General features: G+C 37.8%; 13 protein-coding genes. 10 read left to right on the top strand and 3 right to left on the bottom strand.

Annotated features, from left to right (window positions below):
- The first annotated feature begins 174 nt into the window (after positions 1-174).
- The 6 genes from O0931_RS08925 (at position 175) to O0931_RS08900 (ending at position 8,462) form a co-directional block, all read left to right on the top strand.
- The gene (locus O0931_RS08925) at positions 175-1,425 is read left to right on the top strand and encodes a sulfate adenylyltransferase subunit 1 (RefSeq protein ID WP_269415214.1); all 1,251 of its coding nucleotides are present in this window, start codon (positions 175-177) and stop codon (positions 1,423-1,425) included.
- Positions 1,426-1,702: 277 nt separating this feature from the next.
- Positions 1,703-2,167: a hypothetical protein gene (locus tag O0931_RS08920; protein WP_269415213.1), complete on the top strand. Its 465-nt coding sequence runs from the start codon at positions 1,703-1,705 to the stop codon at positions 2,165-2,167.
- A 650-nt stretch (positions 2,168-2,817) separates the two neighbouring features.
- The gene (gene cobA, locus O0931_RS08915; RefSeq protein WP_269415212.1) at positions 2,818-3,612 is read left to right on the top strand and encodes a uroporphyrinogen-III C-methyltransferase; all 795 of its coding nucleotides are present in this window, start codon (positions 2,818-2,820) and stop codon (positions 3,610-3,612) included.
- A gap of 210 nt (positions 3,613-3,822) precedes the next feature.
- Positions 3,823-5,235, top strand: a complete 1,413-nt coding sequence (locus O0931_RS08910; protein ID WP_269415211.1) for a glycogen synthase — start codon at positions 3,823-3,825, stop codon at positions 5,233-5,235.
- An 8-nt stretch (positions 5,236-5,243) separates the two neighbouring features.
- Positions 5,244-6,512 (top strand): glucose-1-phosphate adenylyltransferase, encoded by a 1,269-nt coding sequence (locus O0931_RS08905; protein ID WP_269415210.1) that lies wholly within the window; start codon positions 5,244-5,246, stop codon positions 6,510-6,512.
- Between the two features lie 165 nt (positions 6,513-6,677).
- Positions 6,678-8,462 carry a glycoside hydrolase family 15 protein gene (locus O0931_RS08900; protein ID WP_269415209.1) on the top strand — a complete coding sequence of 595 codons (1,785 nt, stop codon included), beginning with the start codon at positions 6,678-6,680 and terminating at the stop codon, positions 8,460-8,462.
- A gap of 246 nt (positions 8,463-8,708) precedes the next feature.
- Here the strand turns inward: O0931_RS08900 and O0931_RS08895 are convergent, their stop codons facing one another.
- From O0931_RS08895 to O0931_RS08885, 3 genes are all read right to left on the bottom strand, one after another.
- Entirely contained in the window at positions 8,709-10,898 is a 2,190-nt protein-coding gene (locus tag O0931_RS08895; protein ID WP_269415208.1) for a bifunctional alpha,alpha-trehalose-phosphate synthase (UDP-forming)/trehalose-phosphatase, read from the bottom strand.
- A 93-nt stretch (positions 10,899-10,991) separates the two neighbouring features.
- Positions 10,992-12,254, bottom strand: a complete 1,263-nt coding sequence (locus O0931_RS08890; RefSeq protein ID WP_269415207.1) for a sensor histidine kinase — start codon at positions 12,252-12,254, stop codon at positions 10,992-10,994.
- Between the two features lie 185 nt (positions 12,255-12,439).
- Positions 12,440-13,849, bottom strand: a complete 1,410-nt coding sequence (locus tag O0931_RS08885) for a sigma-54-dependent transcriptional regulator (RefSeq protein WP_269415206.1) — start codon at positions 13,847-13,849, stop codon at positions 12,440-12,442.
- A 241-nt stretch (positions 13,850-14,090) separates the two neighbouring features.
- Here O0931_RS08885 and O0931_RS08880 point away from each other — a divergent pair, with 241 nt between their 5' ends.
- The 4 genes from O0931_RS08880 (at position 14,091) to O0931_RS08865 (ending at position 21,265) form a co-directional block, all read left to right on the top strand.
- Positions 14,091-15,335, top strand: a complete 1,245-nt coding sequence (locus O0931_RS08880; protein ID WP_269415205.1) for an efflux RND transporter periplasmic adaptor subunit — start codon at positions 14,091-14,093, stop codon at positions 15,333-15,335.
- A 115-nt stretch (positions 15,336-15,450) separates the two neighbouring features.
- Positions 15,451-16,149, top strand: a complete 699-nt coding sequence (locus O0931_RS08875; RefSeq protein WP_010602884.1) for an ABC transporter ATP-binding protein — start codon at positions 15,451-15,453, stop codon at positions 16,147-16,149.
- A gap of 292 nt (positions 16,150-16,441) precedes the next feature.
- The gene (locus tag O0931_RS08870) at positions 16,442-18,811 is read left to right on the top strand and encodes an ABC transporter permease (RefSeq protein ID WP_269415204.1); all 2,370 of its coding nucleotides are present in this window, start codon (positions 16,442-16,444) and stop codon (positions 18,809-18,811) included.
- Between the two features lie 78 nt (positions 18,812-18,889).
- Positions 18,890-21,265, top strand: coding sequence for an ABC transporter permease (locus O0931_RS08865; RefSeq protein WP_269415203.1), 2,376 nt, complete (start codon positions 18,890-18,892; stop codon positions 21,263-21,265).
- Positions 21,266-21,295 lie beyond the last annotated feature (30 nt).

Raw genomic sequence — 21,295 nt, 5'->3', positions numbered from 1 at the left:
TATCAAGTAGAGAGTATCAGGTATCAAGATTGGATGCAAACTAAAAAACCTAACCTTTAAATAAACTGAGTATGAGTATAGATTTGATAGACTGCAATATATCTTGATACCCGATACTAATATCTTGATACTTAATACTAATATCTCAATACTTTTATCTTAATACTATTAAACATGAACATATTAAAATTTTTCACAGCAGGCAGCGTAGATGATGGTAAAAGTACCTTAATCGGCCGTTTGTTATACGATACAGATTCCATTTTAGCAGACCAGTTGGAGGCCCTGCAAAACTCTAACCGTAAAAACGATGATGGAACTATAGATTTAGCCATTTTAACGGATGGTTTAAGAGCGGAACGGGAGCAAGGAATCACCATTGATGTCGCTTACAAATATTTCCAAACAGATAAACGTAAATTTATTATCGCCGATACGCCGGGACACATTCAGTATACCAGAAATATGGTTACAGGTGCATCTACAGCGAATTTAGCTATTATTTTAATCGATGCCAGAAACGGTGTTGTAGAACAAACCATTCGCCATTCTTACCTGGTTTCGTTATTGGGTATCAAACACCTGGTTGTTTGTATCAACAAAATGGATATGGTTGATTACAGCGGAGAAGTTTATAATTCCATAATTGATAAATACAAAGTTTTAGCGCAACAACTGAAACTTGCAGCTGTAACTTACATCCCGGTCAGCGCTTTGAAAGGCGATAACATCGTTCAAAATTCTGAACGTATGGATTGGTACGAAGGCGAGAGTTTACTGCACTTTTTGGAGCAGGTTGATACGGATAATCTGGATAAATCGCAATTGGCCCGTATGCCTGTGCAGTGGGTTATTCGCCCTCAAACAGACGAACTGCATGATTACCGTGGTTATGCCGGCCGTGTATTAAGCGGAACTTTTAAGCTCAACGATAGGGTAACGGTTTTACCGTCGGGTGCAAGTTCTACTATCGAAAAAATTGAGTTCTTCGACCAAACGCCTGATGCTGCGCATGCGGGGCAGTCGGTTACCATTCATTTAAAAGATGATGTCGATATCAGTCGCGGCGATACGATTGTAAACGCATCAGCGTTGCCGCAGGCGTCGAAGCTAATTGAAGCCGATTTATGCTGGATGGACGGACGTGCTTTAGATACCTCGATTATGTACCTGATTCAACACAACAGTAAGGTAACAAAGTGTAAAATCAGTGAGATTTTGCATAAGGTTGACATTAATACATTAGAAAAACATCCTGCAGATGAATTTAAATTGAATGATATCGGTCGTGTAATTGTAAAAACCGCAGATGCTTTAGCTTTCGATTTATATGATGATAACCGGGCAAATGGTTCAGCGATTTTAATAGACAGCAGAACGAATTTAACTGTAGGTGCTTTGATGTTCAGGGCAGCAGTGGAATAAAATATGTAAAATGGAAGATGTAGAATGGAAGATGTAGAATGGAAAATATGTAAGATGGAAAATGTAAAATGGGGAATGTTTTACAAAAATTTAAGGAAACCACAACCAAATATAATAATGAAGGCTCTTGGTTTTTAATTTAGAGGGAAAGCAATTTCAGCGGGGCATCGGTAACGATAGCCCCGTTTTTCGTTTCTGGAATATTTCTTTTATGGAAATAATCAAAATATTTCATCCAATTGTTATATTCGAATAAATCGTAATCAAAAATCAAATCATGAAAAAAATTTTTTTTTACCTCGCTCTAATTACGTTTCCATTTGTTTATGCCTGTAATTCATCAGACAAAAAGGCAGAAGCCGCAAAGGCAGATTCAGTAGTTAATCAAACCTGTTATGCATCATCCTTTGAAAAGGACAGTGCTGCGATGATTGTGAAAAAGATGTCATCAGGGAAAGTTACAGGTTCGCTGTTAATTAAATATGGAGAAAAGCCGCAAAACAATGGTAAAATTGACGGCACATTTCATGGCGATACCTTGCTGGTCGATTATCGATTTAATACCGGTGGTGATACAACCAGAGCATTTACCAATCCATTAGCGTTTTTAAAGAAAGATGGTAAACTGATAATGGGTGTTGCACAAATCGAAACGACATTGGGCAGATCGTATTTCGTCAAAGGCAAACCAATTAACTACGAAGCGGGGAAATTTACTTTTGAAGAAGTACCTTGTAAGTAAATTTATTATCCGTGTAAAATGAAATCTTTAAGCTTAAAAATTTTTATAAGTATCTTAGTTATTTTAATTCTTGTTAAAGTAATTTATTCCTTTAATGTCGAATATAAACGTGGACTAAGTTTTGACCACACTGCGGGCAATGTGGTCATTGGTCTTGTAACCTTACTCATTTTCTTCCTGTTATTTAAATGGATTAAAAATAAGAATGGCATAAAGTAAAAACTTAATACATCGCCAAAGCCCTGATTTCTGTCTCGCAAACAGGAACCGATCAATACAAATCAATGCTCCGGTCTGTGTCTCACAGACCGGAACCGAGAAAATATATACTTAATTTTTAAGAATTTCCAATCCTGGTCTTAGTGTTTCACTAAGACTTTTTTTGTTTTGAGTGCGCACCGCAATCGTCATTTCGAGCGTAGCCGAGAAATCTTTATATCATGCAAACCTGATGCCTTTCGCTTCAAGATTTCCACTTGCCAGGGAAAAAACAAAAAGACCCAAAAACTACATGAATAGGATAGTTGGTTATCCATTTACATCATCTATTTTTCTTTTTAAAATTATTTTAAAATAAATTACGACAATTCCTATAGACTTTATATATTTGTGTAATTAATAGGAATTGTAACGAGCTAATATTTTCTGTCATGATTTTAAGTAAAGTAGAAAAAGCGAACATTGAACCAAAAATTACATTAATAGGTGCTGGTCCTGGCGACCCGGATTTATTCAGTTTAAAAGGTGTTAAGGCATTAAAAACAGCTGATGTTGTTTTGTATGATGCAAATGTGAACGAAGCTTTACTGTGTTATGCGCCTGATGGCATCCCAAAAGTTTATATTGGGAAACGTACGGATGATGAAGATTTTTCGCAAGAAGCAGTAAACAAACTGATTGTTGATTACGCTTTAAATTACGGTCATGTAGTTCGTTTAAAAAGCGGTGACCCGTTTTTCTTTGCCAAAGGCTATGAAGAAATTGATGCTGCTGAATCCTATAGCATTCCAACAGAAATTATTCCGGGTATTTCGAGTGCAACAGGCGCACCGAGTTTACAGAAAATACCCATGATTTATAAAGATTTAAGCGAAAGCTTCTGGGCCGTAACCGGAACCAACTCAAAAGGAGAAATTTCTGAAGATTTATACATCGCCGCAAAAACAAAAGCTACGATTGTGGTTTTAAATGGTGTGGCAAAAGTAAAAGAAATTGCAGCTATTTTTCAAGCCGAAAGTAAAGGGCTGTTGCCTGTAGCTGTAATTGAAAATGGCTCTACACCGCATGAAAAAATTGCTGTTGGTATTGTTGACACGATTGCTGAAATTGTTGAAGATAAGAGAATCCAGGCACCTGCACTTTTAGTTTTTGGAGATGTAGTTTCATTGCATCCGCAGTTTCAGCCGATTAGGGATTTCTATGAAATTATTGCTGAGGAATATTAAGGACTAAAGAATCATATATTTGTTTTGTTGTTGAAGACCGCTAACGAAAGTTTAGCGGTTTTTTTGCGTCTGGTGGGCGCATACTCTTGATTAAACCTATGAGGTTTCAAAAAGCTAATAGGTTTGAGTATACACAAAAATTATTTTTCGATTATTTTTAAATCAGAAAACAATTACTAACTTAACGGAGTTATCTACACCAAATATTTGATGGAAATTATACATATAAGCGCCGAGTGTTACCCTGTTGCGAAAGTTGGTGGATTAGCTGACGTGGTAGGGGCCTTACCAAAATACCAAAATAAACTTGGCCACATTGCTAAAGTGGTTGTTCCTGCCTACGAAACCAAGTTTGTTCGGGAAAGTGAATTTGAGGTGGCGCACGATGCCTGGTCGAATTATGGAAACCACCATTTTCAATATCGGGTTTTAAGGGAAAAAACCAATAAACTAGGGTTCGATTTATATATTATTCATATACAGGGCTTAACAGACAGGCCAAATGTTTACGGTTACGGGGATGATACCGAACGTTTTGTTGCCTTTCAGATTGCTACTTTGGATTGGATAGCACAATGGGAGCATCGTCCGGATGTAATTCATTGTCATGATCACCATACTGGTTTAGTGCCTTTTATGGTCTCCAATTGCCTGAAATATCAGAATATCAGTAAGGTACCTACCATTTTAACCATTCATAATGCACAATATCAGGGGCAGTTTGGTTGGAATAAATTATATTATTTACCCGCTTTCGATTTATGGAAGGGTGGTTTGCTGGGCTGGGACGATGCCATTAACCCATTGGCTTCTGCCATTAAATGTGCCTGGAAGGTAACAACCGTTTCGCCAAGTTATCTTGAAGAGATGATGAACAATGCGCGTGGATTGGAAAGTTTGTTAAGACAGGAGCGTTGGAAGTCGGTTGGGATTTTAAATGGAATCGATAGTGAGGTTTGGAACCCGGCTACGGATCCGATGCTTGGAAAAAGTTACAATTTAAAAACGGTGGAGTCGGGGAAAGCGGCAAACAAAAAGGCCCTATGTGATGTTTTTCAATTAGACGCATCGAAACCACTTTTCACCTTTATCGGGAGGTTGGTTGATGAAAAGGGTGCAGATTTATTACCTGACATATTTTACACGGCGCTGCAGCAACACGGCGATAATATCAATGTGCTGGTTTTAGGTTCTGGAGAAAATTGGGTTGAGGGAAGATTAAATCAATTGAAAGATATTTTCGGAGGGAAGTACAACGCTTACATCGGCTATAACGAACAGGTTTCGCACGAGATGTATGCAGGTGCCGATTTTCTTTTAATGCCATCCAGGGTTGAACCTTGCGGGCTTAATCAGCTTTACGCGTTGCGATATGGAACGGTTCCAATCGTGCGTAGGGTAGGCGGTTTGAGAGATACCGTAATCGATATCGGCGATGGCGGTTTTGGTTTATGCCACGACCAAACCAGCATTTGGGATGTTACGCACGCCATAAATCGTGCTGTCGATTTATACAATGATAAAAAAGCTTTTAAAGCTGTACGTAAAACCATGATGAAAATTGATCATTCCTGGGATAGGGCGGCAACGAATTACATAGAATTATACCAAATATTAAAATAAGCTTAAACATGACTGACAAAGTTTTAGGCGTTATCCTTGGCGGTGGCCAGGGCTCTAGACTATCGCCATTAACACAAACACGTTCTAAACCTGCAGTTCCGATTGCAGGTAAGTATCGGCTGGTAGACATCCCGATTTCAAATTGCCTGAATTCTGGTATCCACCGTATGTTTGTGTTAACACAGTTTAATTCAGCATCCCTAAATAAACACATTAAAAATACCTATCATTTTAGCCATTTTAGTACGGCTTTTGTTGATATTCTTGCCGCTGAGCAAACGGTACAAAATGCCGGCTGGTTCCAGGGAACGGCCGATGCGGTACGCCAGTGTATGCACCACATTGTTTCGCATGAGTTCGATTACATCTTAATTTTATCCGGCGATCAATTGTATCAGATGGATTTTAAAGATATGATCGAGAAACACATCGAAGCAAATGCTGAAATTACCATCGCTACAATTCCGGTTACGGCAAAAGATGCAACCGATTTCGGTATTTTAAAAGCTGATGAAGAAAACATGATCACTTCTTTCATCGAAAAACCGAAAACCGGTCTGGAGGATTGGGTTTCTGATACCGGCGAAGAAATGCAGGGTGAAGGACGTAACTTTTTAGCCTCTATGGGGATTTATGTTTTCAACCGTGAATATTTAATTAATATCTTAAATGAAAACGAAGAGGAAAAAGATTTCGGTAAAGAGATTTTACCTAGAGCAATTACTCAAAGTCGTGTTTTAAGTTATCAGTACGAAGGTTACTGGACAGATATTGGTAACATTTCTTCTTTTTTCGAGGCTAACTTAGGCTTAACGGATGAAATTCCGAAGTTTAATATGTTCGATAGTAATCATACCATATTTACACGCGCGAGGATGTTGCCGCCGTCAAAAATTTCTGGTACAACTTTAGAAAAAGCCATTATTGCCGAGGGTTGTATTATTCAGGCGAGCAGAATTGAACATGCGGTTTTGGGTATCAGGGCCCGCATTGGTAAACATACAGTTGTAACAAATACTTATGTTATGGGTAGCGACCGTTACCAAACGCTGGAAGAAATTCAAACAGAGACGAACAAAGGAAATTCGCTAATCGGTATTGGCGACAGGTGTTACATCAATAACGCCATCATCGATAAAAACTGCCGCATCGGAAACGATGTAAAGATTAATGGCGGGCCACATTTAGAGGATGGCGATTTTGAGTTGTATGCTGTAAAAGATGGAATTGTAGTTGTTAAAAAAGGCGCTGTTTTGCCAAGCGGAACAGTAATTTAAGATAATCATTATCATTAACTAGGCCGGTTTGAATTCGTTCAGACCGGCTTTTTTGCTTATTTCAAACCTATAAGGTTTTGAAAACATGATAGGTTTACAAAAATCCAAATGCCCCTCCAACATTTTCGGCATAAGCTTGTTAGTAAATAAACACAAAATGAGCGTATGGCTGAACAACACCTCTATCAAACCGGAATAATAGGAAATTGTGCTTTTTTAGCACACATCAATAAAAATACTGATATATCATGGCTTTGCTGGCCACGTTTCGACAGCCCTTTCGTTTTCGGAAGTTTATTGGATAAGAAAAAAGGCGGTGAGTTCTCTATTTTACCTCAGGGAGCATATACTTCGACGCAATATTATATTGAAAATACCAATGTACTTCGCACAGAAATCACTGCCGAAGACGGTAAATATTGCATCACGGATTTCGCCCCCCGCTTTCGCCTTTACGACCGCTATTTCAAACCTTTAATGTTTATCCGTAAAATTGAACCGCTGGAAGGAAATCCACGGGTAGTTATAAAATGCGAACCTGTATGTGACTACGGAAAAGGCAAAATGAAATCGAGCCGGGGAAGTAACCATATTGATTATTTAGGCTGCGATGAAAATATCCGTTTGAGTACTAATGTATCTATAACTTATATCCTCGATGAAAAGGCATTTGTATTGAACGAAGCAAAATACCTCATCATGACTTATGGACAGAACCTTGAGGCACCTGTTGTAAGTACTGCGGAAAACTTCCTTCGGGATACGATTGCTTATTGGCGTCTTTGGATCAAACATTCGTCTATAGCAGGTTTTTACCAACCGTTTGTAATTCGTTCCGCTCTGGTTTTAAAAATCCATCAGTACGAAGATACCGGTGCAATCATCGCGGCGAGTACAACGAGTCTGCCTGAATCGCCCGGAAGCACAAGGAACTGGGATTACCGTTATTGTTGGCTGCGCGATTCTCATTATGTGCTTACTTCATTAAATCATATTGGTCATTTTGAGGAAATGGAAAAGTATTTCAATTACCTCTCTGATATTTCTCATGCAGAAGATACCCGTTATCAACCTTTATACGGGATAGCAGGAGAGCGGGAAATTACAGAGCATACTTTAGACCATCTGGAGGGGTATAGGGGGGAACAGCCAATCAGAATTGGTAATCAGGCTTACGAACATATTCAAAATGATATTTACGGTCAGGTTTTAATTTCGATGTTGCCGCTTTACACCGACCATCGTTTTGTATTTTCAGAAAGGAGCGATTCTGTCAAATGGATTGAAAGTGTGCTTTCTAAAATCGAAAGAACCATTGACGAAAAAGATGCCGGTATTTGGGAATTCAGAAATATAGCCAATGTGCATTGCTATAGTAATCTGTTTCAGTGGGCAGGTGCACAGGCGGCACTAAAAATGGCGAAAACCATTGGAAACCAGGATTTTGAGCAGCGGGCACAAATTTTAATTGATAAAGCTGCAGCACACATTGAAGCGTGTTATGATCCTGAAAGAAAGGTTTACACCAATGCAATTGACAGTCCGCATTTAGATGCAAGTACTTTGCAGTTGATTATGATGAACTACCTCGACCCTGCATCAGAACGAGCAAAAGATCATTTAATTGCTTTAGAAAAGGAACTTAAAACTGAAGATGGTTTGTTCTATCGCTATTTACATGCCGACGATTTCGGCAAACCGAAAACAACCTTTTTAATTTGTGCTTTCTGGTATGTGGAAGCGCTGGCTTGTGTAGGCAGAACAGATGAAGCAATTAAAGAATTCGAGAACATTATAAAATATTGTAATCACTTATTGCTGTTCAGTGAAGATGTTGATGCGAAAACAGGAAGCCAGTGGGGGAATTTCCCTCAGGCGTACAGCCATGTTGGTTTAATGAATGCCGCTTATCGCATTGCGATTAAACTGGACAGACCGATATTTTTGTAGCCGAAAATAAAATTTCTGAAGTTGTCACATTGAGCTTGTCGAAATGCTTTAAAAAGTTCTTCGACAAGCTCAGAATGACAAATCAAACAAAATTGGTGTTTTTTTAAAATCTTTAAACTATTGTTTATTGGTTCAAAGATTTCTCGGCTTCGCTCGAAATTACGGTTCTTTTTGATTATCCTTTCATGCATTCATCGAAATGCTTTAAAAAGTTCTTCGACAAGTTCAGAATGACAAAACGACAAACTAATTTCTCTCCACAAATTCCTCCTTAACCAAACTCCAGAGTAATTTTCTTACCTCTTTGTAATCATTAAGGTAATATTTCGCTTCAGACAGGTTATTGCCAACCTTAACCGTTATGGCATCCCCAGGTAAAGCCTTAAAAATATCTTCATCGGTATGATCATCACCAAGTGCCATTATAAAATCAGGATGTTTATCGTAAAGCCAGTTTAGCGCAGCTTTCCCCTTATTAACTTCAATATTCTTAAATTCGATAACCTTATTGCCTGGCATCAGTTGCAAACCTTTATCTGCTGCCAAAATTTTCATGTGACTTACAATTTCATTTGCCCTTAAATCACCTAAACCTTCTTCCGCCTTGCGGTAATGCCATACTAAAGAATAACTTTTTTCTTCAATAAAAGAACCGGGCGTTCTATCCGTATAAGTTTCTAAAAGCGCTTTGATTTCACTTTTCCATTGGTCGGTAAGGAGTGGCAGGCTGTTCCATTTTTCTCCTTGTGTTTTCTGCCATGCACCATGCTCAGCAATTAAATCAACTTTTAAATGGCCGAACCAGGTTTCTAACGTTTCATGCCGCCGCCCGCTGATAATAACAACAGTATTTGCACTGTCAAGGATAAGATTTTCAATCAAATCATATAATTCGTTATCCGGTGAGGCATCGTCGATGTTTCCGGTAAAATCTACCAACGTTCCGTCATAATCTAAAAACAAAACTCTGTTATTGGTTGCAGCATATTTTGTAGCAATAATTTCATTAATAGAATTTACGGCATGTTTTGTTAATAGTGATTTTTGAGACTCTTTCACTTCGTTTAATTTTAAAATAAAATTATTTACCCAATGATTTACATTGAATTTTTCTACGGTTGCCCGCATGGCTTTCATGCGATGCTGTTGTTCTTCTAAAGGCATTTTCAAGGCGATAACAATTGCCTCCATAATGTCGCCAAGGTTATTTGGGTTTACAATCAATGCATCCATTAATTCTTTTGATGCACCTGCCATTTCACTTAAAATCAATACACCATCGTTGTTATTTCTACTTGCCACGTATTCTTTACTAACCAGGTTCATGCCATCACGCATGGGTGTTACCAGGCAAATATCTGCTGAGGAATAAAGTGCCGACAGAACTTCAATTGGGAAAGAACGGTAAAAATAATTTACCGGAATCCAATCCATCGAACGGTAGCGGGCATTGATATTTCCAACAAGCTGATCTATCTGTTCCCTCAGTTCGCTGTATTGCGGAACTGTATCCCTTGATGGAACTACAATCATGAACAATTCGATTTTCCCAATATATTCCGGATGAATTTGTAGCAACAATTCCAGCGCTCTCAATCGTTCTAAAATACCTTTGCTATAGTCAAGCCTATCAATGGAAAGAATAATTTTTACACCCTCTTTTCCGGTTTTAAAATTGGATATTTCCCGCTGAACGGTTTCAGTAGTTGTAAAAGAAGAGAACTTATCGTAATCTATGCCCATTGGAAAAGCCTCGATAACGATTTGTCTTTCGTTACTGTTCAGCACATTGGATGAGGAGTTTACAAGCAGCAAACGTGTTGCCGTGCTTATGAAATGGCGAACATCGTCGTAAGTATGAAACCCGATTAAATCTGCACCTATCAATCCACTCAACAATTCTTCACGCCAGGGTATTAACCTGAATATTTCATAAGATGGAAAGGGTATATGCTGGAAAAATCCAATAGTAGAATTAGGTAATTTTTCTCTTAATATTCCCGGAAGCAAAAGTAGCTGGTAATCCTGAATCCATATTTTATCGCTCCGGCTAAGTACCTGCATGGCACTTTTTGCAAACTTTTCATTAACCGATTTATAACAATCCCAATAGGTTTGTTCGTAATGCGCATAGGTTACGAGGTAATGAAAAACAGGCCATAATATTTCGTTTGAAAAACCCTCGTAATATAAATTGATTTCTTCCTGGGTAAGGAAAACAGGATAAAGATTGAGTTCGCCTAATTTCTGTATCACTTCTTCCTGGCGTTCTTCAGGAATTTCGATCCCCGGCCACCCGATCCAGATGGAGTTACCGGTTTTATATACGTCGCCCAGTCCGGTAGCGAGACCGCCCTCACTCGGAATAAACGTATACTCGTTGTTTTTCTCGATGATTTTAACGGGTAGTCTGTTCGATATTATAACTGTCTTCATACTCGTATTTAATGTATCCACATAAATAAAAGTGCTTTAAACATTTTTTGTTTGAATTTTGTTTCAAAAGAACATTTAGATGATCTTAAAAAATTAAACGTAATTGAACAACAGCGAGAAAGTTGTTTGCTTATTCGGATTAGAAACCACTTCAATGCTGCCACGATGCATTTTCATAATGTTTCTGCTTATTGTTAAGCCAATGCCCGAACCATTTTTACGTGTGGTATAAAACGGCACAAAGATTTTTTCTAAATCCGCAGGTTCAATTCCTTTTCCATTATCGGTTACATCGATGTAAAGTTTGGTGTTTTCCAGTCGATAATTTACAGAAATATGCGGATTTTCATTTTCTTCAACCGAATAAATACTGTTTGTAATCAGGTTAATCAAAACTTGCTCAATTAATTTCAAATCGAGTTGAACGGTGATTTTTGAAGAAGTCTGTTCCACATCCAGCACCACATTTTTAACTTTTGCGAAAGGTTGCATCAACACTTTGATGTGCTTAAGGATTTCGCCAATCGTATGCGATTCCAGATTTGGTGTTGGTAATTCTGCGATTAAACGATAATCTTTTACAAAGTCTAATAAACCTGTAGAACGGCGTTTAATGGTTTGCAGGGCGGTTTTCAGGTCTTCCATTTCATCTAAATCCAGGTTCTCTTTATTTGTTACCATACTGTTTATCGTATCAGATAACGAACTTATTGGCGTAATGGAATTTAATATTTCATGAGAAATTACACCGATTAACCTATTCCAGGCCTCGGTTTCCTTTTGCTCGATTTCATCTTTGATGTTTTGAAAACTGATGATGGTATAATTCTTTCCGTAAAGATTTAAAGGAATAACTTCCGTGGATAATTGAATGAGTTTATCCTGAATCTTAAGCTCTAAGAAACGTTTCCCACCTGAAGAAATCTGTTCAATTTCATCAGCAAAAGCAGGCAGGTGTTGCTGCAGGCGATGCCAGTACTTATATGCAGGAACGCCCAATAAGTTTGATGCCGCTTGATTAAAAAAAGCAATTTCTTCATTATTTTGCACCGTTTTGGTGTTGTTAACTACAATAACACCAACAGGGACCTGCTCTAAAATAGTCTTAATTAATTGGAACATAGCTTCCTGTTCCATCCGAATTTGTTTATGCACCTGAAGAATTTCTCCAAATGATTCGTATAGTTCAGGAAAACTTCCTTTTGTGGCTTTGTTTTTAAAATTCAGGGTATGGTCGCGGGTTTTTACCGCTAAGATAAACCGTTTAATATCAGAGCGGATTTCATTAATATAGTAATAAAGCGAAATTATGGAACCCAATAAAATTAAACTTACCCCAATAATAGTGAACCACAATTGGGTGTTTTTAATCAGGTAAAATAACAGGTAACCCAACAAGTTAATGAGGACCAACCGGGATATTAAACGAAAAGTAAAGCGTTTGTAAAACATGTTTCTAAGCTAAAAGACTAAAGGTAAAAGGCCAAAGCCGAAAGATTAAAGCGAGCTGCAGCTTTAGTCTTTAAGCTTTTCCCTCCAGCTTAAATCCCGAATTTCTCTATTCTCCTGTATAAGGCTGCTCTGGTTAAACCCAGTTCTGCGGCTGCCTTTGATATATTTCCTTTGTGTTTATCGATGGCTTTTTGTACCATCATTTTTTCCATATCGCCAAGTGCCATTTCATCAGGCATGGCCGTAGTTTGCGTAAACCGTTGCGGACTTAATTGTAAATCCTCCTCCGAAATTTCATTTCCATCGCTCATAATTACTGCCCGTTCTAAAACATGCTGTAATTCCCGAACGTTTCCAGGCCACTTGTAATTTAAGAGAACTGCTTCGGCTTTATGGTTCAAACTTCGGATTTCTTTATGATATTTAGAACTGAAAACCTGCATAAAATGATTTGCCAGAAGCAAAATATCTGTCCCTCTTTTTCGCAAAGGCGGTAATAGGAGTTCTACCGTATTAATGCGAAACAATAAATCCTGCCTGAAAGTATTTTTAGCCACCATTTCATTTAAAGGCATGTTGGTCGCCGTAATTAATCGAACATTTACCTTACGCTCTTTACTTTCACCAAGACGAATAACCGTACGGTTTTGCAAAACGCTTAATAATTTTGCTTGTAAGGGGAGTGTGAGGTTTCCAATTTCATCCAAGAAAATTGTTCCACCATCGGCCAATTCAAAACGACCGGGTTTATCTTCTTTCGCATCGGTAAAAGCACCTTTTGCATAGCCAAAAAGTTCACTTTCAAAAAGATTTTCATTTAGTGAACCTAAATCAACATGCATAAAAACCTGGTTTTTACGCTGCGAATTGCCATGAATTTCATAGGCAAAAACCTGCTTTCCGGTACCGTTCTCTCCTAAAATTAATACATTGGCATCGGTTGGTGCCACTTTTAATAAGGTATTCTGAAGTTGTTTTATTCCATCAGCCTCGCCAACAATATGCTCGAAACCGCGGGTCATGTCTTTGTGTAGCGAGGTATGGATTTTTTCTAATTTCTTTACTTTTCTGGTCGATGCGCGAAGTTTTGAGGCCGCAGAAATAGTAGCAAAAAGCTTCTCATTCTCCCAGGGTTTCAGGATAAAATCAGTAGCACCTTTTTTTATCGCTTTAACCGCAAGTTCTACATTTCCAAAGGCGGTCATCAGGATAACAACGTAGTCTTTATCTATTGATAAAATGTGTTCAAGCCAATATAAACCTTCGCGACCATCACTTGCACCTTTTTGATAATTCATGTCGAGCAGAATGATATCAACCTCATTTTTGCTTAGCAGTACATTAATTTCTTTAGGCGATTTACAGGTAATTACCTGTTTAACCTGCTGTTTTAGAAACAGGCGGGCACTTAAAAGAATATCATCATCATCGTCGATGATTAAAACTGTGGCGTCTAACCCCTCCGCCTCTAAAGAGGAACCTGAATATCTACCGTTCATAATGTGAGTAATTTTTTACATATATAACAAACAATGCTTTATCGCCTCGGCTGTGAACTCCCCTTTAGGGGACTGGGAGGTAAATTTAATTAAACTGTCCGCTCTCGCACATAAACTGTTCGAAAATGAACACAATAAAATTATAAAAACTTTTAAGTATTTGATTATTAATGTTTTAAATGTGTTTTCTCTGTTTGGCACAAGCTTGGTTAATAAGGAAATCAAACAGTAGAACCGAACAATGGACAAAAAGATAGAGAAGAAAAGATTTAGCACCAAAACTTTAATTATGATGGGTGGCGCAGTTGCTTTCGTGGCAGTTGTAATTTATGGCTATACTTTATCATTAAAGAAAACATACAGTGCTGATGCCGATAAATTAACCATTAGCAAAGTAGAATATGGTGATTTTGAAGATGTGGTTTTATTAAATGCCAGCGTTGTTCCGCTAACTTCGGTAATTGTAAGTTCATCGGAAGGTGGAACGGTCGCTGAAATTTTCACGGAAAATGGTGCATCTGTTGTTAAGGGAACGCCACTTTTGAGAATCTCTAACTCAAACGCAATGCTGAGTTATACTTCAAGCCAGACTGCAGCGACCGAGCAAATTAACCAGTTACGCAAATCGAGATTGGATTTGGAGCAAAATCAAAGGGTTTTAAATCAAGACGTTTTGGATGTTGAAAATAGCTTGAGAACAGCAGCCCGACAATATCGTTTAGATAGTTCACTTTTTTCCAAAAAGGTAATTACACTTCAGGAGTTTAATAAATCAAGTCAGGATTACGAGTATTATCAAGGCAAACTTAAAATCGTTCGGCAGGCGGTAAAACAAGAAAATCAAAGCAGAAAGATGCAGCTTTCGCAAATCGACCAGTCGATGGGGCAAATGAATGAAAGTTTGGAAATGATTCGCAAAAACATTGAAAACATGACCATCAAAGCGCCGGTTTCCGGCAAGCTTTCTTCTTACGACCCGGTAATCGGTAAATCATATAATTCAAACGAAATGATCGGAAAGATTGATGTTTTGCAGGGTTATAAACTGCAAGCCGGCGTTGATGAATATTACATTAATCGGGTAAAAGAAGGGCAAACATCAACATGCGAATTTAATGGCAAGACCTATAATTTAACCGTTAGTAAGGTTATTCCCGAGGTTACAGCAGGCCAGTTTCAGGTTGAAATGGTTTTTAAAGGTGCTGCGCCTGAAGGGTTACGCCGTGGATTATCACTTCAAACGAAATTAACTTTATCAGATAACAGCAAGTCCTTACTACTCGCACAAGGTCAGTTTTTCCAAAGTACAGGCGGTTCTTGGGTATTTGTGGTAAACAATGGTAAAGCAATCAAGAAAAACGTCAAAATCGGAAGAAAAAATTACCTGTATTATGAAATATTGGATGGTTTGCAAAAAGGCGACGAAGTTATCACCTCATCTTACGACCAGTTTAACCAATACGATCAGGTAGAGATAAGTAAGTAAAATATAAGATGGACGATGTAAGATGGATGATGTGGGATGGACAAAGCAATACAACAATTTAACAATCACTTCAAGTCTTGATACTTGATACTAAATACTTGATACTAAAAAAGCTATGATTAAAATAGAAAACTTAGAAAAAGTTTACAAAACTGAAGAAGTAGAAACTACTGCACTAAACGGAATTAATCTTCACGTAAAAGAGGGCGAATTTGTTTCCATAATGGGTCCATCTGGCTGCGGAAAATCTACCTTGTTAAACGTAATGGGTTTATTGGATAAGCCTGAAAGTGGAAGTTACAAATTTATCGATACCGAACTCTTAACGCTGAACGACAGAGAACGTTCTAATTTCCGTAAAAGAAATATGGGATTCGTTTTCCAGAATTTCAACCTGATTGATGAGTTAACCGTTTTCGAAAACATTGAATTACCATTGATTTACAATAAAATTCCTGCAGGTGAACGTAAGAAATTGGTTAACGAAATCATTGAAAGGATGAACATCGTAAACCGTAGTGGTCACTTCCCGCAACAACTTTCCGGGGGTCAGCAACAGCGTGTTGCCGTTGCAAGGGCTTTAGTTACCAAGCCGAAATTGGTTTTAGCCGATGAGCCTACTGGCAACCTGGATAGTTCTCATGGTAACGAAGTAATGGAATTGCTTTGCGAGTTGAACGAAACAGGAACGACGATTGTAATGGTGACGCACTCGAGCCATGATGCAAGTTTTTCAAACAGAATCATCAACCTGAAAGATGGCCACGTGATTTCTGAAAAGATAAACAAAAGCAGAAACGAGGAATTAATATAGGCTGGAAGGGAGACGGTTAAAAGTTTGAAGGTAAAAATGCCTAAACCTTCCAGCCTTCAGCCGCAATCTTAAAATTAGTTTTAGTTAATGATAGTCTAACCGATATCTTCCCGGATGGGAAGATTCGGGAAAGGCGCTTAGAAAGCGAAAAGACTAAAGCGAAAAGCCAGGTCTTGATACTTGATACTAATTACTTGATACTAAAAAGCCAAAAGCTTAAAGACAAAAGGACAAAGCGAAAAGCTAGGTCTTGATACTTGATACCAATTACCTGATACTAAATATTGATACTATGTTTCAATTAAACTTAAAAATTGCATTACGTAACCTTTGGAAAAACAAAGGCTTTTCCCTGATAAATATCGGTGGATTAGCCATTGGATTAGCAAGTTGCATGATATTGCTGCTGTACGTAGCCTATGAATGGAGTTTTGATAAAGAATTTGCCAATAGCGATAAAACTTATGTAATTTATCAGAATGCTCCTGCAAATGGCAAAATTTTTAGCTGGGCGTGGACACCAAATGCAATGGCGGAAGAAGTTGCCGCTAAAATTCCGGGTGTTAAATATGCATCGCATACTACTTATCCATCCACAAAATTGATTTCCATTGGTGATAAAAGAATCAACTCGAGAGTAAATTTTGCTGACCCATCTTTCATTAAAATATTTGATTATAAATTTATAAAAGGCAATCCGGAAGAAGCTTTAAAAAATGTTAATTCTGTTATTCTGACAGAATCTTTTGCTAAGAAATTGTTTGGTAATGAAGACCCCATAAATAAAACACTTAAGCTTGATAATAAGGATGTTTTAAAAGTTGAAGCGGTAATTGAAGATATCCATGCAAACAACTCTATAATTTTTGAATGTTTAATGCCTTGGGCACTTTTTGAAAAAAGAGAACCTTGGGCAAAAGATAAAAACTGGGGCAATAATATGTGTTTAACTGTGGCTCAGTTGAAAGATAACCGGTTTTTTGATGCTGCAAATGCAAGTATAAAAAACATTTATAAAAGAAATCAGCAAGGAAATACAGCCGAAGCTTTGTTGCACCCTTATACGAAATGGCACTTGTACGATGATTTCCAAAATGGAAAATCAGTTGGCGGGAAAATTGAACAACTCAAAATATTTTTACTATTGGCTTTCTGTATTCTGTTGATTGCCTGTGTAAATTTCATGAACTTATCTACGGCTCGGTCTGAGCGCCGGGCTAAAGAAGTAGGCATTCGTAAAGCAATAGGCTCAACACGAAAATCTTTGGTAGGGCAATTCTTACTCGAGTCGGTTTTTATAACCATTATTTCGGGTGTTATGGCTTTTATTTTGGTTGAAGTAAGTTTGCCTTACTTCAATAATCTGCTAAACATCGAATTACAAATTGATTATAAAAGTTTAACCTTTTGGTCAACACTTTTAGGCTTAATGGTTTTTACCGGCTTTATGGCTGGAAGCTATCCGGCACTTTACTTATCATCATTTGAACCGATAAAAGTGTTAAAAGGTTTAAAAATCAAAACAGATTCTTCTGTTTCCATAAGAAAAGTTCTGGTGGTGGTTCAATTCGTTTTTGCAGCGTGTTTAATTGTTTGTACATCAGTTATTTATCAGCAACTTAATTATGTAAAAAACAAACCAATTGGATACGATAAATCTAATCTGGTTCAAATTGCAGTTAGCGGCAAGGTTGGCGAAAAAAGCAAACTCGAATTACTTAAAACGCAACTGTTAAAATCTGGGGCAGCAAGCAGCGTAACAACATTTAGTAAAGACATCACCGAAAGCGGAAACAACACAACTGATGTTCGTTGGGAAGGTAAAACCGAAGGAGAATCAATTCTATTTAACAATAGAGGAATTGGTGATGATTTTATTAAAACCATAGGTACAAACTTGGTGGCCGGAAGGGAAATTTCTTCAACAGCTAAAAGCGATAGCAACAACATTATGCTTAATGAAGCTGCTGTCAAAATGATGGGACTTAAAAATCCAATAGGAGCGAAAATCAGGTATTGGGGAACAGAAAAAACAAATGTTGCTGTGGTGAAAGATTTTGTTGTAGAAAGTGCTTATCAGAAAGTTGCACCAATGGTGTTTTATCCGAGTTATATGGATGATGTACAGGTTATTATTGTTCGGTTAAACTCAAATCAGAACATCAGTACTTCTATTTCAAAAATTGATGAACTGGTTAAACAAATAGAACCTGATTACCCGGTAAATAGAAAATTTGTGGATGAGGGATTTGAACTTAAATTTCAAAACGAAAAGCTTTTGGGAACACTTTCAAACTGGTTCGGTGGTTTTGCAATCTTTATTTCCTGCCTTGGCTTATTAGGTTTAGCACTTTTCATGGCGGAACAACGCAAAAAGGAAATCAGCATTCGTAAAGTTTTAGGTGCCAGCACTGGCAATATCCTCACACTTTTAAATAAAGATTTCATCAAACTGGTTGCTATTGCCAATCTAATCGCATTTCCTTTGGCTTACATTATCGTTAACAAATGGCTCTCCGCTTTCGAATACCGTGTTTCTATATCGGCATTGCCTTTTATTTCCGCACTAAGTATTTCGGTAATTATAGCAGTGTTAACAGTGAGCATTCAATCGGTAAAAGTAGCGAAAGCTAATCCTGTTGATGCACTCAAATATGAATAAAGCCGAAAGCTTAAAGACTAAAGACCAATGCGATTGCAAAGTCTTGATACTTGATACTAAATACTTGATACTAGAAAAATGTTCAAACTTAACCTAAAAATCGCTTTGCGAAACCTTTGGAAAAACAGGGGAATTACGTCTATTAATATCGGTGGTTTGGCTATTGCTTTGGCTGCTTTTATTTTGGTTGGGCTGTATTTTACGTATGAAACCAGTTTCGATAAAACCAATCCGAACTACAATAATATTTATGTTGTCGGACGGATTTATCCTGATTTCAAAACCAATTATACCTCCCCACCGTTTGCTAAAGTGATAAAACAGAATTTTCCGGAGGTAGAAAATGCCGGAATTACAAAGGAAGGTTTTATTGAACTCACTATCAAAAATGGTAAAAACACCGTTTTTGCCAAAAATTTTATGCAGGCTGATTACAATGCTGCTAAAATTCTTGATTTAAAGCCAACTAATGGTTTGGAAAAACCGACTGGCGAAACAGAAAGGCTTTCTTACCTAAACGATGAAAGTATGAAAGTGCTTTTCCCAAATAAAACCGATAACAAGGCGGAGATGGTGGGGTTTGGCGCGAGCAATTCCGGTATAACAGGTAAAATAAATGGTTCGATAACCAATAATTTGCATTCCAACATAACTTTCGATGGTATATCAATCGGCAATGAAATCGGACAAGGTGAAAGTTACGGTTATAATAATTATACAACTTACATTCAGGTAGAACCAGGAACCGATGTTAAAAATCTGGAGCAAAAAATTACGGAATTATACCGAAAAGAATTATTAAAAGGTGAAACCGATCAGAAAACAATCGCTGAAATAAAAGGTGTATCTACATTTTTAGATCCTTTAGCAAATCTGCATTTGAGGCCTAAAGCAGGCAATGATGCACCCTATAAAATTTTAATAGCGCTTTCTGTACTTGGGATTTTGATTCTTGTGATTGCTTGCATCAATTTTACCAATTTAAGTATTGCTCAAGCCGCAAAAAGAGCGAAAGAGGTCGGCGTTAAAAAGGTGATGGGTGCTTACCGCTCGCAACTTACCGTTCAATTCCTTACGGAAATATTTATTCAATGTTTTGCAGCTACAATAATGGCGCTGATTTTAGCAGAATTGGCATTACCATATTTCAATATACTCTTCCAGGTTAATTTATCTATCTGGTATATCGAAAACGATTTATTTTGGCAATTGCCTCTAGTTTTATGTCTGATTACGCTTATCGCCGGTACATATCCTGCTCTTGTTTTGTCGGGCTTTAAACCCGCAATGGTACTTAAAGGTAATTTTTCGACGAGCAAACAGAGTTCGTGGCTGCGTAATGGTCTGTTGGTTTTCCAGTTTGGTATTGCCGCTATTTTTATCATTGGTTTGCTTATTATCAATTCTCAGCTGAAATACATGCGTAGTCAGGATTTAGGCTTCACGGCAAATCAGGTGGTTTACATCAAAAACATTAGTCTCTTTAATAAACCTGAAAAATTCGTCCCGGTTAGAGATAAAATTTTGAAAATCCCCGGAATAAAATCGGCTACGGTTGCCACCGATGTTCCGGATGGTTCAGGTCCTGGCTCAAATGGTTATACTTTCGAGGGCGAACAAAAAAGCATAGACTTTGTAGATGTGGATTTCGATTATTTTGAAACGCTCGATATAAAGTTAAAAGATGGTCGTTTTTTCTCTTCAAATTTTAAAACGGATACTGCAAATTCAGCCATAATCAATGAAAGTACGGTAGCTAAGTATGGTATGAAAAATCCCGTTGGGAAAATCATCAGAGGTTGCAGTACTGATTACAAAATTGTTGGTGTGGTTAAAGATTTTAAGGCACAAGGATTTGAAAGTGCGGTTCAGCCTACCATTTATGCAATCAAAAACCCTTGCGGAAATTACAAAACGCAAATTATGCTCAAAATTGAAGATAACAAAATGGCCGATGCTTTGGCGGCTTTGAAAGCGCAATGGCCGCAAATCAACCCGCAGGATGGCGAAGATTTCAGGTACGAGTTTCTGGATCAGCTTTACGGAAAGCTGTTCAAAAAGCAAGAGCAATTGCAATCCGTATTTTTTGCAGCTGCACTGCTCACCATTTTCATTGCGATTTTAGGCTTGTTTGCTTTTGCAAAATATAGCACCAACGGCCGGATTAAAGAAATTGCAGTTCGTAAAATTCTGGGCGCAAGCGATGTGCAGATTTTCAAATTAATCAACAGTTCATTTTTTATGATGGTGCTTGTGGCTAATGTGATATCATGGCCGGTAGCCTATATTCTCACTAAAAAATGGCTCGAAACTTTTGCGTACCGAATCGATTTGCCTGTTTTGCCTTTTGTAAGCAGTGCTTTAATCACCATTTTACTAACCGTAATTACCGTAAGCATCCAGGCAAAAAAGGCTGTTAAGGCAAACCCTGTTGATGCTTTGAAATATGAATAGAGCTAAAAGCTCAAAGCAAAAAGCCTAAGG

Origin of the sequence: Pedobacter rhodius, from assembly GCF_027213645.1 — a bacterium.
GTDB lineage: Bacteria > Bacteroidota > Bacteroidia > Sphingobacteriales > Sphingobacteriaceae > Pedobacter > Pedobacter rhodius.
Note: the sequence above shows the minus strand (reverse complement) of the source record. Positions and strands in the feature narration are given on the sequence as shown.

Coding starts and splice junctions, on each gene's coding strand:
- O0931_RS08925 (WP_269415214.1), top strand. CDS start 175: ATGAACATATTAAAATTTTTCACAGCAGGCAGCGTAGATGATGGTAAA.
- O0931_RS08920 (WP_269415213.1), top strand. CDS start 1,703: ATGAAAAAAATTTTTTTTTACCTCGCTCTAATTACGTTTCCATTTGTT.
- cobA (WP_269415212.1), top strand. CDS start 2,818: ATGATTTTAAGTAAAGTAGAAAAAGCGAACATTGAACCAAAAATTACA.
- O0931_RS08910 (WP_269415211.1), top strand. CDS start 3,823: ATGGAAATTATACATATAAGCGCCGAGTGTTACCCTGTTGCGAAAGTT.
- O0931_RS08905 (WP_269415210.1), top strand. CDS start 5,244: ATGACTGACAAAGTTTTAGGCGTTATCCTTGGCGGTGGCCAGGGCTCT.
- O0931_RS08900 (WP_269415209.1), top strand. CDS start 6,678: ATGGCTGAACAACACCTCTATCAAACCGGAATAATAGGAAATTGTGCT.
- O0931_RS08895 (WP_269415208.1), bottom strand. CDS start 10,898: ATGAAGACAGTTATAATATCGAACAGACTACCCGTTAAAATCATCGAG.
- O0931_RS08885 (WP_269415206.1), bottom strand. CDS start 13,849: ATGAACGGTAGATATTCAGGTTCCTCTTTAGAGGCGGAGGGGTTAGAC.
- O0931_RS08880 (WP_269415205.1), top strand. CDS start 14,091: ATGGACAAAAAGATAGAGAAGAAAAGATTTAGCACCAAAACTTTAATT.
- O0931_RS08875 (WP_010602884.1), top strand. CDS start 15,451: ATGATTAAAATAGAAAACTTAGAAAAAGTTTACAAAACTGAAGAAGTA.
- O0931_RS08870 (WP_269415204.1), top strand. CDS start 16,442: ATGTTTCAATTAAACTTAAAAATTGCATTACGTAACCTTTGGAAAAAC.
- O0931_RS08865 (WP_269415203.1), top strand. CDS start 18,890: ATGTTCAAACTTAACCTAAAAATCGCTTTGCGAAACCTTTGGAAAAAC.